This is a genomic window from Bartonella sp. ML70XJBT (genome assembly GCF_028618425.1).
In the GTDB taxonomy this organism is placed as follows: Bacteria; Pseudomonadota; Alphaproteobacteria; order Rhizobiales; family Rhizobiaceae; genus Bartonella.
In genome coordinates this window covers 39394-55698 of sequence record NZ_JAQISX010000003.1, presented here as the reverse complement: position 1 = coordinate 55698, position 16305 = coordinate 39394, and the positions used below count along the sequence as shown (strand labels likewise).

The window sequence follows — 16305 nt, the reverse complement described above, 5'->3', positions numbered from 1 at the left end:
AATGACACGGCAACGCAAAAAAAAAGGACGTGCTGTTTCTGGCTGGGTCATATTTGATAAACCAAAAGGAATGAAATCAACAGAAGCTGTTTCACAAATCAAATGGCTCTTTCATGCACAAAAAGCAGGACATGCGGGTACGCTTGATCCTCTTGCTTCTGGTCTCCTCCCTATAGCCTTAGGTGAAGCAACCAAAACCGTTCCTTACGTGATGCAAGGCAAAAAAACATACCGTTTTCATATCGCTTGGGGGCAAGAACGTTCAACAGATGATCTAGAAGGAAAAATAACGAAAACATCTCTCAAACGTCCAACACGAGAAGAAATACTTGCTCTTCTTCCTCAATATACAGGTGTTATTTTGCAAACACCTCCACAATTTTCAGCAATTAAAATTGCTGGAAATCGCGCTTATGATCTAGCGCGTGAAGGGGAAGTCGTTGAAATTGCGCCCCGCAAAGTAGAAATAGAAACTTTCGAGTTAATAGAAATGCCTACCAAAGAGCACTCTGTCTTTGAAATAACCTGCGGAAAAGGAACTTATGTGCGCTCTTTAGCACGCGATATGGGACGTGATCTGGGTTGCTATGGGCATATCGCTGATTTAAGACGTATTGCCGTTGCACCTTTTTATGAAGAGGATCTCATTACATGGGATGAACTAAAAGAAGCAATATCACCAAGTAAAAACACCACAGATGAAAATGAGAGTTCTTTTGAAAAAGACTTCTCAACGCTCGATGAACTGTTAATTGAAACGGGAGCTGCTTTAGATTGTCTCCCTCATTATCCGCTTACTGAAACCCAAGCGCAAAGAGTTATGAGAGGGCATTCTATTCCTTTATATGCCTATAAAACACCCCTTGATGAAGAGGAGGTTTGCACCCTCTATAAGGAACAACTTCTTGCTATTGGCACTCTTGATAAAGGTCTATTTAAACCAAAGCGGACTTTTACAATTTAAGTGTTTCTTTCTTCTAACCGTTTCTGACTGAAAGATATTCCCTATCAAATTAAGAGAAATATGTTACTTTTATTTCTCTATGCCCATTTCATTCATATCAAAATTTAAAGATAGTGCTACAAGCCAACACCATCATACACTTTGCCATCCCTTAATTTTAAAACCTTTGTATTTAAAAAGCTTCATAAGAGGCTTTTTTATTCCTTTTCAATCATTTTTATCAAAACATTAGTCCCTTTTGTACGTACAAGAAAATAGTTTTTATTGATGCAATATAAATAAATATACTAATCATTTAAATACTTATTTTCTTGTGCTTATGCTAACCAATTGATCTAAAGAATATAATAACCATATTAAAAAGCTGCTCTAACCTTAAGGAAGATGATCCGAAGGAACTTTTAAGAGCATCTCATTGGCTTGGGGGATTGTCTGTCGTTCAATCATGCGATGCACCTTTATACCGTTAGGAGCACAATTTAAATGTCGCAAACGCTTATTAACTTCAGCATCCGCTTTTGTGCGACGGTGATTATGGCGTAAATAATCTACCCATGTTGACATATGATAAGCCTCTGTCCAATATTCAGGTCTTTCAAGATCTCGTAAAAGAACCCATTGGCGCGCACCATCACGTAAACGAATATGACGTCGGCGCGTCATCACTTTGAGAAACTCTTCCAGATCATTTTCATGAATTTGATAGTCGATCATGATCATAATCGGACCACTTCTTGCTTTTAGGTCGAGTAAGAGTTCCGGCTCTCTAAAATGATCAAGAGGATTCAAATCAATTTGCGGGATTTCTTGAATTCTAAATTTTACCCCCGCAAGAGCCCCAACAATCAAGAATAGAGAACAAACACTCAAAGCAATTGTTGGAGAATAACCATCAGCCAAAATTCCCCAGATTGCACTACCAATAGCCATCCCTCCGTAAGATGATGTTTGGTAAAGCGCTAAAGAACGTGCAACAACCCAGCGTGGTGTAGAGAGTTGTACAGATGTATTAAACAATGATAATGCCAAAACCCAACATAAACCTGCAGGGAATAAAGCAATATGGCTAATAATCAGTGAGCGACTTATTCCCAATAAAAAACAAGAAAAGGCGAAACCAATAAATGCACTTGCAATGATTGTTTCTGAACGAAAATGATGCCGTACAAATGCATTAATAATCCCTGCTGTCATGGCTCCTAAGCCAAAACAACCAAGTAATGTACCGTAAAGAAGTGCACTCCCTCCGAGAACTTTATGCGCAACAATTGGCAAAAGAGCTAAAACCGAAATCGCCCCTATACCAAAAAGAAACGCTCGAACCATAATACTCAAGAGATTAGGTGACATCGCAACATAACGTAAACCATCTGAGACAGCTCCTAACAGTCTTTCTCTTGGCAATGGATTGTTTTCATAATTCGATTTCCAGAAAAATAATGCACCAATAAGAGGGATATAGCTTATAGCATTAAACAAAAAAGCGGCAGATGCCCCCAAAGTTGCAATGATGGCACCTCCAATAGCAGGACCAACACTTCGCATCAAATTAAAGCCGACACTATTCAAACTAACAGCAGCAGGAATATTTTCCCTGCTCACTATATCTCCTATCGTTGCTTGCCAAGAAGGATTATAAAAAGCTGTGCCACATCCAATCAAAAACGTGAAACATAATAAAAGCCAAGGTGTTAAAAATCCCATATAGGCTAAAATAGATAAACTCATGGATATAGCCATCATCATAATCTGTGCGCACAGCATAATTTGACGCCGATTAAAATTGTCTGCTAATGCCCCTGCCATTAAAGAAAACATAACAAGTGGTAATGTTGTCGCACTCTGAACCAACCCAACCATGGAATGCGAAGAACTAATTAACGCCATTAACCACCCTGCTCCAACAGCCTGTATCAGCCCTCCTAAATTAGAAATAAGAGTAGATGACCATAAATTTCGAAATACCGAATTACGAAAAAGTTTGAATGTTGAAATGCTCTGCATCTTTTTCCTCCAAATCGGTATTTATCATTTTTGTTACTACACACACGCTCATAATCTTCGTATCAAAAGAATGCATAAATCTTAAAAAAACTTCTCATAAAACCCTATTTAAATCAATATTTCAAAACAAAAGCTTTATTTAAAGAAAGACTTCAAAATGCTGTCAAGGACTAGTATTTTAATCTTCTTTCCTATATAAGAGCAAAAATAGGTAAGAGTCTTTGACTCTTCTTATTTTTTCGTAGACCCTGGCTGAACGACATCTCGGCTATGGGTGGCTTTATGTTTCTTCGTTTTTTGAAAGGATAATACGATGTCGATTACAGCTGAACGTAAACAAGCTCTTGTCGCAGAATACGCAAATAAAGTTGGTGATACAGGATCACCAGAAGTACAGATTGCTGTACTTTCTGAACGTATTTCTAATTTAACAAACCACTTTAAATCTCACAAAAAAGATAATCATTCTCGTCGTGGTCTTTTAAAGATGGTGTCTCAACGTCGGCGCCTTCTTGATTATCTTAAAGGAATTGACCAAAATCGTTATCAGATACTTATCAAGAAGTTAGGTTTGCGTCGCTAAAAAAAATGGGTGGTGTAAAACACCACCCATTTTTTCAACATGTTGCCTTTAGATAAAAATTTAAAAACTGACAAGTTATTATGGGATAGAGCTGCTCATTATTTCGTATTTAAGGCGATTTATCTCTCTCTTCTCACAACAAAAATGGAAGTAAGCTTGTTGTACACCCCAGAACTTGAAAATATGCTACGCAAAGCCAGAATGTGAGCAATCAAAGATTTAAACACTGGTCATTAAGGATAAAAAATGTTCAAAACGCACAAGATAGAAATTGAATGGGCCGGGCGTCCGCTCACCCTTGAAACAGGGAAAATAGCACGTCAAGCTGATGGTGCCGTGATTGCTACCTATGGAGAAACTATTGTCTTAGCAACCGTTGTATCAGCAAAAAGCCCAAAACCAGACCAGGACTTTTTTCCACTCACTGTTAATTATCAAGAAAAATCCTATGCTGTTGGTCGAATACCCGGTGGCTATTTAAAACGTGAAAGTCGTCCAAGTGAAAATGAAACTTTGGTTTCACGTTTGATTGATCGTCCAATTCGTCCTCTCTTCGTTGAGGGTTATAAAAATGATACACAAGTTATTGTTTCCGTTATACAGCATGATCTTGAAAATAATCCCGATATTCTTGCGATGATTGCCTCCTCTGCCGCATTGACGCTGTCAGGGGTTCCTTTCATGGGGCCTATAGCAGGTGCCCGCGTTGGCTATTGTAATGGACAATATATTCTCAATCCTCATATCGATGAAATGCCTGAATCAAAACTTGACCTTGTTGTTGCTGGAACAGAAAGTGCTGTTTTGATGGTTGAATCAGAAGCACAAGAATTACCAGAAGATATTATGTTGGGTGCTGTGATGTTTGGTCACAAGGGCCTTCAACCTGTTATTGATGCCATTATCAAGCTTGCTGAAGTTGCTGCAAAAGATCCGCGTGATTTTGTTCCTGAAGATCTTTCTGATCTTGAAAAAGCAATGGAAGAAATGGCGGAGCAAAGTATACGAAAGGCCTACACAATTACTGATAAGCAAGAACGTTATGCCGCAATTGATGCACTAAAAACAGAAATTATCGATAAGTTTATGCTAGAAACAGAAGAAGACTGTCAATTTAGTACAGACCAAATTGCAACCGTATTTAAACAGTTGCAAGCAAAAATTGTTCGCGGAAACATTCTTGATACAGAAAGGCGTATTGATGGACGCAATCTTTCTACTGTGCGCCCTATTCAATCGGAAGTGAGTATTTTACCCCGTACACATGGATCAGCACTCTTTACCCGCGGAGAAACGCAAGCAATTGTCGTTGCAACCTTGGGAACTGGTGAAGATGAACAATATGTTGATGCCTTAACCGGAATATATAAGGAAACATTCCTCCTCCATTATAATTTTCCACCATTTTCAGTAGGAGAAACAGGACGCCTTGGCTCTCCTGGTCGTCGTGAAATTGGACATGGAAAATTAGCATGGCGGGCGATTCACCCCATGTTGCCAACAAAAGAATCTTTTCCTTATACCATTCGTGCTGTCTCAGAAATTACTGAATCTAACGGTTCTTCTTCTATGGCAACGGTTTGTGGAACATCGCTTGCTCTCATGGATGCTGGTGTTCCTTTATCTCGCCCCGTTGCAGGTATTGCCATGGGCTTGATTAAAGAGGGAGAACGCTTTGCTGTTCTATCTGATATCTTAGGAGATGAAGATCACCTTGGAGATATGGATTTTAAAGTTGCAGGAACAGAAAATGGTATTACTGCTTTGCAAATGGATATCAAAATTGACGGTATTACTGAAGAGATTATGAAAGTCGCACTTGAACAAGCCAAAGATGGACGAATCCATATCCTTCATGAAATGAGTAAAGCTTTAACCAGTGCTCGCGCTGAACTGAGCGAATTTTCACCACGTATTGAAGTTATGAATATTGCTGTCGATAAAATTCGTGATGTAATCGGCTCTGGTGGTAAAGTTATTCGAGAAATTGTGGAACAAACTGGAGCAAAAATTAATATTGAAGACGATGGTACCATTAAAATTGCTTCTGCTGATGCTAAAACCATTGAAGCAGCAAAACGCTGGATCCATTCTATTGTCGATGAACCTGAAGTTGGTGCTATCTACCAAGGAACAGTTGTAAAAACTGCAGATTTTGGTGCATTTATAAACTTCTTTGGTTCTCGTGATGGGCTCGTTCATATCTCTCAACTTGCATCAGAACGTGTCACCAAAACAACTGATATTGTTAAGGAAGGTGATAAAGTTTGGGTTAAACTCATGGGCTTTGATGAGCGTGGAAAAGTTCGGTTATCAATGAAGATTGTTGATCAAGAAACCGGAAAGGAAATTACCGATGATCAATCGGTGAGAGAAGAAAAGGGCATAGATGAAAAAAAACAACCTGAAAATAAGCGCCGTCGGAAGAAAAAAGAAGAATAATTTTTTCTTCTTATCGTAATCATGGAATGCCATCCCAACATTGGAGTGGCATTTTTCTTTGAAAGAATCACATGTGTTATCATTTTTACCTTTTGAAAATCATGCACTCCCTTATCCAGATCCAAACCAATGCTGGCTAAGTTTTGGTTTAACGCAAGTGCCTGCTCCAGAATGGACGCAAAATTTAAAAGTCATCACGCCTTGGCGACCAGATTTTTTAAAATTTGTCGATACTCAATTTCACTGCTCTCCTCAAATAGATAAAACTCTCATTTATGATGGTGCGTTTTTGCACCTGAGCAAATATCGTGGTTTTAATCAAAATTGTTTCCTTGATTTATTAGAATGTGTTAAACCTAGTGGATGGATTGTGATCAGTGGAAATAAAACGTCTGGTGCTGCTTCAATGATGAAATGGGTCAAAAAAATTGTCCCCATCACCCATAAACTATCTAAAAATCATGGTCTTGTATTTTGGCTTCAAGTTCCTCCACAAATAGAGAAACAAAATATTGCACAATTGCGCTCACCACCGCTTTCTTTTGATAAATTTCAAACTACTTCTGGTATGTTCTCACATGGTCGTATTGATCTAGGATCTGCTGCCCTTGCTTCTTATCTGCCCAAAGTTATTTCTGGGAAAACAGCTGATTTTGGAGCTGGTTGGGGATATCTTTCTCACGTTGCACTTGAAAGCGATGTAAAGCTTACGACTTTTGATCTCTATGAAGCAGACTACAACGCTTTGAAAGCAGCAAAACAACACCTTAAATCTATAACAGCCCCTTTTCCAATTCATTTTTATTGGCATGACCTTGTGCGTGAGCCTGTCACAAGCCTGTATGACACAATCATTTCAAATCCACCGTTTCACACACAACAAACGACAGATGTCTTCTTAGGAAAACATTTTATTATAAATGCTGAAAAATGCCTAAGGCCAGGTGGCAGTCTACTTCTTGTTGCAAACCGCCACCTTCCTTATGAAACATTGTTAAAAAATATTTTCTGCACAGTGTTGATCCATGAACAAGCCCATGGTTTCAAAATTATTGAAGCACGCAGATAAACAAAACAAGCAATATCTCTAAAGAATAAAACGAGAAAGATCAATATCAGCAGCAAGCTCACCAATAGATTTTCTGACATAAGCAGCATCAATTTTAAACGATGTTCCAGCTCTATCTGGTGCCGTAAAAGAAATCTCATCTAAAACACGCTCCATAACGGTCTGCAAACGGCGTGCCCCTATATTTTCAATCCTTGCATTTAAATCTACAGCAATATCTGCTAAAGCATCAATCGCATCATCGGTAATTTCCAAATGGACCTCTTCCGTTGCCATAAGAGCAATATATTGTTTAATCAAACTTGCTTCTGGTTCTGTTAGAATGCGTCGTAAATCTTCTCTTGTGAGAGGATTTAATTCTACGCGAATAGGCAAACGTCCTTGAAGTTCCGGTAATAAATCAGATGGCTTGGAAACATGAAATGCACCAGAGGCAATAAAGAGAATATGATCTGTTTTGATTTGCCCATATTTTGTAGCAATGGTTGTTCCTTCCACCAAAGGCAAAAGATCACGTTGGACGCCCTCACGCGAAACCGCTGCACTGGCTCCACCATCCCTCGTTGCAATTTTATCAATCTCGTCGATAAAAACAATACCGTCATTTTCAGCTACACGAAGCGCTTCTTGAATAATTTGTTCCTGATCAAGGAGTTTTTCAGATTCATCATCAATGAGCGGTTTGAAAGCATCCCTTACTGTCGTTTTACGGACTTTTGTACGACTGCCTATTTTGCCCAAAATATCGGATAAATTCATAATCCCCATTTGCGCCCCAGGCATACCAGGAATATCAAAGGTTGAAGCACTATTGCTATTATTATCGGCGACTTCAATTTCAATCTCTTTCTCATCCAATTCACCTTCACGCAATTTTTTGCGAAAACTATCACGGGTAGCCGGACTTGCTGTTTTACCAACAAGAGCATCTAAAACGCGCTCTTCAGCATTCACGTGAGCCTTTTCTTTTATTTCATCGCGTTTCTTTTCACGCACAAGAGAAATGGCAATTTCAACAAGATCTCGAATAATTTGCTCAACGTCACGCCCCACATAACCAACTTCAGTAAATTTCGTTGCTTCTACTTTAACAAAAGGGGCTCCAGAAAGTTTTGCTAATCGACGTGCAATCCCTGTTTTACCAACACCTGTTGGTCCTATCATTAAAATATTTTTTGGCATCACTTCTTCACGCATCGGCTCATCAAGCTGTTGTCTACGCCACCGATTGCGCAGTGCAATAGCTACAGAACGCTTGGCATCATTTTGGCCAATAATAAAACGATCAAGTTCAGAAACAGTCTCACGAGGGGAAAATACAACACACATTTAAATAGCTTTCTCTAAAGAAGATAATTCTGCATCCAATGTTTCAATCGTAAAATGATCATTGGTGTAAACACAAATTTTAGCGGCAATAGCCATAGCTTTACGGGCAATCGTTTCGGCATCCAAATCCAAGTCCATCAGTGCCCGCGCTGCTGAAAGAGCAAAATTTCCTCCAGAGCCAATGGCCATAACCCCATCTTCTGGTTCTAAAACATCACCAAGCCCTGTTAGAGCTAAAGTTACTTTCTTATCAGCCACGAGCATCATTGCTTCCAAACGACGCAAATAGCGATCTGTTCGCCAATCTTTTGCAAGCTCTACACAGGCACGCATAAGCTGATCAGGATATTGCTCAAGCTTTGTTTCCAATCTTTCCAGTAATGTGAAAGCATCTGCCGTAGCACCTGCAAAACCAGCAATAACCACTCCGCTCTTCCCAAGACGACGAACTTTACGTGCATTGCCTTTCATAATCGTCTGTCCAAGAGAGACCTGACCGTCGCCAGCCATCACAACTTTGCCACCTTTTCGTACCGTAATAATCGTTGTACCATACATTATGTCTGGCTTATGTTCTGTCATAAGGGCACTCCTTAAATATTACTTTTCTTTTTAATATTATCTTTTCATTCAATGTAAAACTCAATGTCTATTGTCCTATTTAAGAACATATACAGCAAAACACAATGATTCAGCATCACTCAATTTGTTGAAATTGAAAAAATGATATTATTGTTGTCAATGTAAATTACTGCTAAATAGTTTTATGTAAAAAGTTTGTGCCTTTATAGAGGAAAATTATGAAAAAAATAGCTATAGGAACCTTAGGTGGAACAATTGCAATGACTGCCGATCGTTTTGGCCACATGCAACCGACTTTAACCTCAGATAACCTCATAAAAAGTGTTCCTGATTTAAATAACATTGCTGATATTCATGCACAAACATTAATGCAAATACCCAGTGGATCTTTATCTTTTAAAATTCTTTTTGAAATAATAGAGTGGGCAAAACAACAAATAAACGCTGGTGCAAAAGGAATTGTCTTAACGCAAGGCACTGATACTCTTGAAGAAACTGCTTTTTTTCTTTCTCTTTATTGGAAGAAAGATGAACCACTCATCATAACCGGTGCTATGCGTACCCCTCACGAAGCAGGTGCTGATGGGCCTGCTAATATTTTAGCAGCAACGCGTGTCGCGGTCGCCCCACAAAGTCGTAACAGAGGCGTTCTTGTTGTCATTAATGATACCATTCACTCACCTTATTGGCTCTATAAAAGCCACACCGTCAAGGTTGAAACATTTCAATCAGGTCTTGTAGGTATTGTAGGAACTATTTTAGAGGGAAAACTTATTTATTTTAATGATCGAAAATTTTTTCCGACAACATTTGATCTTCCCCAAAACTACGATCATCAAATTGCACTTCTCTATTCCTCTTTATCATCTGATGCACAATTAATGAAACTTTGCCTTGAAAGTGGACATTATGCTGGACTTGTTATTGCTGGTTTTGGTGCAGGACACTGTAGTTTTCAAGAAGCAGATCTTGTACAACAATATGCACAAAAAATACCAATTATTATTGCTAGTCGTTGTTGTAATGGCTCAACAACTCGTATAACTTATGGCTATAAAGGTTCAGAAATCGATATGATTGCTTCGGGTGCTTTTATGTCTGGGTATTTATCAGCAGTAAAAGCGCGTCTGCTTTTATGGGCTTTTTTAGCACAAGGGTACTCATTGGCACAAATCCGTACATACTGGAATGACTGGACGATAAGTTAATAAAAATGATCTGTTATCTTAAAGAGAAGGCATGCAAAACGAAATTTATTTAAACACAAAGCAGCTCACCTGCCCGCTCTTAATCAAGAGCTACATCAAAAAGTTTCGATAAATAAAAATGATTGATACGACTATAAAAAAAATTAATCAGGAAGATAATTTGGTCAAATCCATTTCTGACCGATATTCACCTTATCGTGTTTTTACAGCACAAGAATGGTCAGAATTTCGTGCGGATACACCTCTTACTTTAACTTTTGATGAAATTAAGCGTTTACGCTCTATTGATGATCCCATCGATCTTGAAGAAGTCCAACGCATTTATCTTTCTTTATCACGTCTGCTCTCATGCCATGTTGAAGCAGTGCAGGAACTTTTTCACAAACGTCAGCAGTTTCTCCATCAAGAAGAGAGTCAAAAAACGCCCTTTATTATTGGAATTGCTGGTTCTGTAGCTGTAGGAAAATCTACCACCGCTCGTATCCTTCAAGAGCTGTTAAAACGTTGGACATCTAGTCTTAAAGTTGATCTGATCACAACGGATGGTTTTCTCTATCCTAATGCGATCTTAGAACAAAAAAATCGTATGAATCGTAAAGGATTTCCTGATTCCTATGACATCAAAAAATTACTATGCTTTCTTTCGGCTATAAAAGCAGGTATTGGAAATGTCCCTGCTCCTCTTTATTCTCATATGACTTATGATGTTCTAAAAAATCACACAATTATCATTGACCGCCCTGATATTTTAATTATTGAAGGTATTAATGTTCTGCAAGTCAGTGATCTTCCTAAAGATGGTAAGGTCATTCCTTTTGTTTCAGATTTTTTTGATTTTTCAATCTATGTCGATGCTGAAACAGAAGTCATTCGGCACTGGTACTTGGAACGTTTTAAACGTTTGCGTAAAACAGCTTTTCAAAATCCTGAATCCTATTTTCATCGTTATGCACTCCTGCATGAAGAAGAAGCCTTAAAAATCGCTGAAAATATTTGGCAAACGATTAACTTAAAAAACTTACAAGAAAATATATTGCCAACACGACCACGGTCCAATCTCATTCTTCGAAAGGGAAAAAATCACTTGGTCGAGTATGTCGCACTTAGACGACTATAAGGATCTCATAAACTATGCAACAACATTCCATTCATTTTACCTCAACACGTATTGATAACAGTTACCCTATTATCTTAGTAAATCAAAGAAATCTTGCTAACTTATCACTTGATGCCTCAGCGACAGCATGGATAAAAGTTAATGATTTTACTGGAAAAGCAGGGCAAATACTCTTTGTTCCTCACGAAACGGGACATTTAAAAAAAGTTTTATTTGGAATTGGCAATGGGAGCGATCCCTTTATCACAGGTCTTCTTGCTCAAAAACTTCCTGCTGGTCACTGGCATTTAGAAGGTGAAACCTCTGATGAAATAAATACCTATCTTGGATTAGCACTGGGAAGCTATCAATTTAACCGTTATCGCCAAAATTCTTTTTTAAAATCATTATCTATCCATGTCAATGAATCCGTTGATTTTGATGAGCTCAAACGTATTTATGAAACTGTCTTCTTCATCCGTGATCTCATCAATATTCCAGCTAATGATATGACCCCTGATACTCTTGAAGAAGAGGCACGACAACTAGGGAAAACATACGGTGCTCATGTCCACAGTATTTGTGGAGATGATCTCTTAACCCATAACTTTCCGATGATTCATGCCGTAGGACGTGCAGGCAGCACTGCACCACGATTGATTGAATTACACTGGGGGCAAGAGCATCATCCTAAAATAACGTTGGTAGGCAAAGGCGTAACTTTTGATACGGGAGGGCTGGATATTAAATCAGCCAATAACATGTTGCTTATGAAAAAAGACATGGGAGGTGGAGCACATGTTTTGGGATTGGCTAAACTTATTATGGATGCGAAATTGCCTTTCCGTCTACGTGTTTTGATTCCAGCTGTAGAAAATGCAATTTCTGCAAATGCTTACCGACCAGGTGATATTCTCAAAAGTCGTAAGGGATTAACTGTTGAAGTGGGGAATACAGATGCTGAAGGGCGACTTGTCCTTGCTGATGCACTTGCATATGGTGATGAAGAAAGCCCAAAATTCATGCTTTGCATGGCTACTTTAACGGGCGCAGCACGTATCGCATTAGGACCAGATCTTCCCGCATTTTATTGTAATGATGCAATATGGGCACAACAAATTTCTGAATCGGCTCACTCTGTTTTCGATCCTCTTTGGCAAATGCCCCTTTGGAAACCTTACTTGGAAATGTTATCTTCACCAAATGCTGATCTGAACAACATAACGGGAAATAACTATGCCGGCTCTATAGTGGCTGCTTTATTTCTTAACTCTTTCGTTGAAAGAGCCGAACATTTTGCGCATTTTGATCTTTATGGCTGGGTTCCTAAAGAAAAACCAGGCTATCCTGTCGGTGGATCTGCACAAGTTATTCGTGCTCTTTATAATCTCTTTAAAAACTAAAAATTGACACAAAATATCCACAAAGATAGACAATTGTGAGACTTTAGGAGTGGTTGCTTATCGTCTCTAATGATGCTCTTTGCTTTATTTAACGATGAAAAGCTCTGCGATTTTACAGTGGTTATAAACTTATTTTAAAGACAAAAATGAAAGGGCAACGAATGGTCTCTAAAGATCCAAGGTTACATGCATTTAGAGAAGATCTCGCTGACAAACGTCTTGAAACAGAGGTCACAGCGCAGCGCTTTGTGCAAGGTGAAAAAAGACGTGTTAATGTTCCTGTTGCTGGACTGTTTAAAGAAAACAGTAAAAAAAGCGAAATGCAAACCCAATGCTTACTTGGAGAAGAGCTTCTTATCTTTGAACAAGGAGAATCCATGTCGTGGGGACAATCTCTTAAAGATGGTTACGTTGGTTATATTGATACAACAGCACTTTGTACATCAAACATAAAACAAGCACATATCGTTTCAGTCCCACGTACTTTTCAATATTTCCAAGCTGATTTGCGTGGGCCAATGGAATATCCTTTATCTATGGGAAGTAAGGTAACTGTTGTTGATGAAGTTGAAGTGCGTGAAACTATGTATTCTATACTTGAAAACGGAAAAGCAATCATCAGCAATCATCTCAGTCCCATTGGCCGTGTATATAAAGATTATGTTACCGTTGCTGAAATGTTCATCCGCACACCTTACCTTTGGGGTGGTGTCAGTGGTTTCGGACTTGATTGCTCAGGACTCATCCAGCTTTCCATGATTATGACCGGTCAAATGGTTTTACGTGATACTGACATGCAGCAGAAAACTATAGGGACTCCGCTCTCAGACAGTGATGAACTTCAACGAGGTGACTTAATTTTTTGGCAAAGTCATGCTGCCATTATGGTTGATCATGAAAATATCATTCATGCAAATGGCTTTTCTATGGACGTTATAATTGAACCACTAGAGGGAGTCATTAAACGTATTTCTCAAACATATCAACGATATCCCATCACAAAACGTCGTCCAATTCAAGAAACTTAATCCCCCTATAAAAACAAATCATTGAATGTCTTTATATTTAATCGTCCATTAATCGCATGTTTTATCTGTTTTAAATCGTTTTTCTTACACACAGCTCTTTGTATGTTATCGAAATTTTTTTGAATGAAAAATCGTAAAATATCAACAGAAAAAGGATAGTTTATGCTTATAAAACACTATGTTATTATATTAAATGTATGACGATAATGCTTAAAATATTGAACATGTAAAATAATCTCTCATAACAAGCTCAAAGCATTCTCTTCTAAAGAGTCTTTTGAATTTTTCTTATTATCGATATCTTATGAAATAAATACCCCTGATATCTCTTAGCACCCCTAAGCTCAACTCACAACAATATGCATAAACAGTATAAATCCATTATCTAGCACCATTTTATACTTCTGAATCATGCAAAGCTACCATTATAAATTTTTCAAATTCTCAATGTCGCGATAATCTCTTAGCTATTGGAGAGTGTTCTTTCAGCACAAACTTCAGGTCTTTTTTAATTGTTTTATCCACTTGTTTTATCCACGTGGGGCTCTCCGCTTGGAGCGTGCAAGAATGGTTTTGATTGATTGAGCATCCATAGATTTTAAATGTGAAGATTTTACAGAGCTGAGCTTTTCCATCTAGTATGAAAAATTATAAATAAATACTTATAGTTAAACAATATTTTCTTCTTATATTCCTTAAAGAAGATGATTTTTTAATACCTGCACCAATGGTTTATCAGCATCAGGCATAGGATATTTCTCAAGATCACCAATAAAAACCCATTTTAAATCTTGCCCTTCTCGTCCCCTAGCAACACCTTCATAATGGTAACAAAGATACAATGGCATTAGGAGATGAAATGTCTCATAGCTATGGCTTGCAAATGTTAAGGGCTGTAAATTATCCATCTGAACATGAATACCGAGTTCTTCTTCTAATTCACGAATCAATGATGTTTCTGGAATTTCGCCTTGTTCAACCTTTCCACCAGGAAACTCCCATAAACCAGCTAGTGATTTTCCTTGAGGACGCTTGGTAAGCAGAACACGATTATCTTGATCTAATAATGCACAAGCAACAACAAGAAGAAGTAAACTTTTTGTACCCATATCGCTCTCCAAATGGGATAAAGATAACCATCTTTTTCCTCTCACCCTCTCCTTCAAAATGAAAGTGCTAAAATACTCCCTACTCTCCCCCGAATATACAGATATCTAATGTCAAATTTATGATATATCCGTTAACTTCTATAATCGCTATTGATCATAACGTACTCTTTTGTTAAATCGCAAGACCAAACCGTCGCTGTACTCTCACCCAAACCGATATCAACACGAATTGTGATGTGTTTTCCTCGCATATAAGCAGCTATTTTTTCTTCACAATATTCAGGATCTCGTTCACCATTGATCGCCAAACGATGTTCACCAAACCAAATTGTCAATAGATCACGATCGACTTCAACACCTGCCTTTCCAACTGCCATAACGACTCGCCCCCAGTTGGCATCTTCACCGGCAATAGCCGTTTTTACAAGTGGTGAATTTGCAATGGATAAAGCAATAGTCTTCGCAGCCTTATCTGTTGTAGCACCACTTACATTAACCTCAATTAAATGACGTGCACCTTCACCATCACATACAACTTGGAGTGCAAGTTCATGCAAAAGTTCACTCAATTGTTTCACAAAAGTGCCATAACGTGGATCAGATCGACTTTTAAGGCATGGAAAATGTTCTTTTCCTGTCGCAAATAACATAAGCGTATCTGAAGTTGAAGTATCACTATCAACAGTAATCGAATTGAAAGAACCCTCAACGGCTTCTGATAACATGGATTGAAGCATATCCGAAGAAATAGTCGCATCACTGACCACAAACGAGAGCATTGTCGCCATATCGGGTGCAATCATACCTGCACCTTTTGCAATTCCATGAATGGTAACATTCTCTCCCCCACAAGTAAATTTACGCGTAGAAAGTTTTGGAAATGTGTCGGTTGTCATTATGGCTTTTGCAGCTTCCAACCAATTTCCCTCTTTTGCTGTCTCTGCCATACTTGGTAAAAGATTTACAATACCCGATGCATCCATTGGCTCACCAATAACACCTGTAGAAGCTATAAAAATTTCATTTTCTCTAACCTTTAAAGTATTCGCTGCTGCACAGATGATTTCATCGGTTGTGTTTTTTCCTTTGCTTCCTGTAAAAGCATTTGCATTTCCAGAATTTACAACAACCCCCCTTGCAACCCCATGGGGAAGAGATGCACGACAATGCTCTACAGGAGCAGATGGACATTTTGAGCATGTAAAAACACCAGCTACACTTGCCGGCTTATCGAATACAATAAAAAGGAGATCTGTACGATCTTTATATTTAATCCCAGCTTTAGCTGTTGCTATCCGCACACCAGATAGTGGCGGAAGCTCCGACATGTTTTGCGGAGATAACGGAGATATTTTTAAAATCACACTCTGTTTTCCATAAAAAGATAAATGATCATAGATAAGTCGTCTCTCATAAATGACTTCTCAGCTTTTTGAACGACACTCATCACTCAAATCACCCAGCAAAATACTTTCTACCTCTTCTTCC

13 protein-coding genes are annotated in these 16305 nt (G+C 38.4%); 8 read left to right on the top strand and 5 right to left on the bottom strand.

What is annotated here, in order from left to right:
* The first annotated feature begins 1 nt into the window (after nucleotide 1).
* Nucleotides 2–964 carry a tRNA pseudouridine(55) synthase TruB gene (gene truB / locus PVV65_RS02080; RefSeq protein WP_273789125.1) on the top strand — a complete coding sequence of 321 codons (963 nt, stop codon included), beginning with the start codon at nucleotides 2–4 and terminating at the stop codon, nucleotides 962–964.
* A 375-nt stretch (nucleotides 965–1339) separates the two neighbouring features.
* Here truB and PVV65_RS02075 read toward each other — a convergent pair whose 3' ends face one another.
* The gene (locus PVV65_RS02075; protein ID WP_273789021.1) at nucleotides 1340–2968 is read right to left on the bottom strand and encodes an MFS transporter; all 1629 of its coding nucleotides are present in this window, start codon (nucleotides 2966–2968) and stop codon (nucleotides 1340–1342) included.
* 313 nt (nucleotides 2969–3281) lie between these two features.
* Between PVV65_RS02075 and rpsO the strand changes: the two genes are divergently transcribed.
* The 3 genes from rpsO (at nucleotide 3282) to PVV65_RS02060 (ending at nucleotide 7062) form a co-directional block, all read left to right on the top strand.
* Nucleotides 3282–3551, top strand: coding sequence for a 30S ribosomal protein S15 (gene rpsO / locus PVV65_RS02070; protein WP_273754610.1), 270 nt, complete (start codon nucleotides 3282–3284; stop codon nucleotides 3549–3551).
* Between the two features lie 246 nt (nucleotides 3552–3797).
* Nucleotides 3798–5993, top strand: a complete 2196-nt coding sequence (pnp, locus tag PVV65_RS02065) for a polyribonucleotide nucleotidyltransferase (RefSeq protein WP_273789020.1) — start codon at nucleotides 3798–3800, stop codon at nucleotides 5991–5993.
* Nucleotides 5994–6066: 73 nt separating this feature from the next.
* Nucleotides 6067–7062, top strand: a complete 996-nt coding sequence (locus tag PVV65_RS02060; RefSeq protein ID WP_273789124.1) for a class I SAM-dependent methyltransferase — start codon at nucleotides 6067–6069, stop codon at nucleotides 7060–7062.
* Nucleotides 7063–7080: 18 nt separating this feature from the next.
* Here PVV65_RS02060 and hslU read toward each other — a convergent pair whose 3' ends face one another.
* Both hslU and hslV read right to left on the bottom strand, forming a co-directional pair.
* The gene (hslU, locus tag PVV65_RS02055) at nucleotides 7081–8391 is read right to left on the bottom strand and encodes an ATP-dependent protease ATPase subunit HslU (RefSeq protein ID WP_273754606.1); all 1311 of its coding nucleotides are present in this window, start codon (nucleotides 8389–8391) and stop codon (nucleotides 7081–7083) included.
* Nucleotides 8392–8973 (bottom strand): ATP-dependent protease subunit HslV, encoded by a 582-nt coding sequence (gene hslV, locus PVV65_RS02050; protein WP_012230625.1) that lies wholly within the window; start codon nucleotides 8971–8973, stop codon nucleotides 8392–8394.
* A gap of 218 nt (nucleotides 8974–9191) precedes the next feature.
* On the opposite strand from hslV, the gene PVV65_RS02045 reads away from it, so the two are divergent.
* The 4 genes from PVV65_RS02045 (at nucleotide 9192) to PVV65_RS02030 (ending at nucleotide 13708) form a co-directional block, all read left to right on the top strand.
* Complete coding sequence (locus PVV65_RS02045) at nucleotides 9192–10181, top strand: asparaginase (RefSeq protein WP_273789019.1); 990 nt, start codon at nucleotides 9192–9194, stop codon at nucleotides 10179–10181.
* 172 nt (nucleotides 10182–10353) lie between these two features.
* The gene (gene coaA, locus PVV65_RS02040) at nucleotides 10354–11298 is read left to right on the top strand and encodes a type I pantothenate kinase (protein WP_241436499.1); all 945 of its coding nucleotides are present in this window, start codon (nucleotides 10354–10356) and stop codon (nucleotides 11296–11298) included.
* 14 nt (nucleotides 11299–11312) lie between these two features.
* Nucleotides 11313–12680, top strand: a complete 1368-nt coding sequence (locus PVV65_RS02035; RefSeq protein ID WP_273789018.1) for a M17 family metallopeptidase — start codon at nucleotides 11313–11315, stop codon at nucleotides 12678–12680.
* Nucleotides 12681–12841: 161 nt separating this feature from the next.
* Nucleotides 12842–13708 (top strand): NlpC/P60 family protein, encoded by an 867-nt coding sequence (locus tag PVV65_RS02030; RefSeq protein WP_273789017.1) that lies wholly within the window; start codon nucleotides 12842–12844, stop codon nucleotides 13706–13708.
* A 695-nt stretch (nucleotides 13709–14403) separates the two neighbouring features.
* On the opposite strand, the gene PVV65_RS02025 is transcribed toward PVV65_RS02030, so the two are convergent.
* Together PVV65_RS02025 and argJ are read right to left on the bottom strand one after the other, a co-directional pair.
* Nucleotides 14404–14817 (bottom strand): (deoxy)nucleoside triphosphate pyrophosphohydrolase, encoded by a 414-nt coding sequence (locus tag PVV65_RS02025; RefSeq protein ID WP_273789016.1) that lies wholly within the window; start codon nucleotides 14815–14817, stop codon nucleotides 14404–14406.
* A 131-nt stretch (nucleotides 14818–14948) separates the two neighbouring features.
* Entirely contained in the window at nucleotides 14949–16181 is a 1233-nt protein-coding gene (gene argJ, locus PVV65_RS02020) for a bifunctional glutamate N-acetyltransferase/amino-acid acetyltransferase ArgJ (RefSeq protein ID WP_273789015.1), read from the bottom strand.
* Between the last annotated feature and the right edge of the window lie 124 nt (nucleotides 16182–16305).

Excerpts from the sequence above, each read along its gene's own strand:
- PVV65_RS02035 (WP_273789018.1), top strand. The coding sequence starts at position 11,313 with ATGCAACAACATTCCATTCATTTTACCTCAACACGTATTGATAACAGT.
- hslV (WP_012230625.1), bottom strand. The coding sequence starts at position 8,973 with ATGACAGAACATAAGCCAGACATAATGTATGGTACAACGATTATTACG.
- PVV65_RS02045 (WP_273789019.1), top strand. The coding sequence starts at position 9,192 with ATGAAAAAAATAGCTATAGGAACCTTAGGTGGAACAATTGCAATGACT.
- pnp (WP_273789020.1), top strand. The coding sequence starts at position 3,798 with ATGTTCAAAACGCACAAGATAGAAATTGAATGGGCCGGGCGTCCGCTC.
- PVV65_RS02075 (WP_273789021.1), bottom strand. The coding sequence starts at position 2,968 with ATGCAGAGCATTTCAACATTCAAACTTTTTCGTAATTCGGTATTTCGA.
- truB (WP_273789125.1), top strand. The coding sequence starts at position 2 with ATGACACGGCAACGCAAAAAAAAAGGACGTGCTGTTTCTGGCTGGGTC.
- hslU (WP_273754606.1), bottom strand. The coding sequence starts at position 8,391 with ATGTGTGTTGTATTTTCCCCTCGTGAGACTGTTTCTGAACTTGATCGT.
- PVV65_RS02030 (WP_273789017.1), top strand. The coding sequence starts at position 12,842 with ATGGTCTCTAAAGATCCAAGGTTACATGCATTTAGAGAAGATCTCGCT.
- rpsO (WP_273754610.1), top strand. The coding sequence starts at position 3,282 with ATGTCGATTACAGCTGAACGTAAACAAGCTCTTGTCGCAGAATACGCA.
- PVV65_RS02025 (WP_273789016.1), bottom strand. The coding sequence starts at position 14,817 with ATGGGTACAAAAAGTTTACTTCTTCTTGTTGTTGCTTGTGCATTATTA.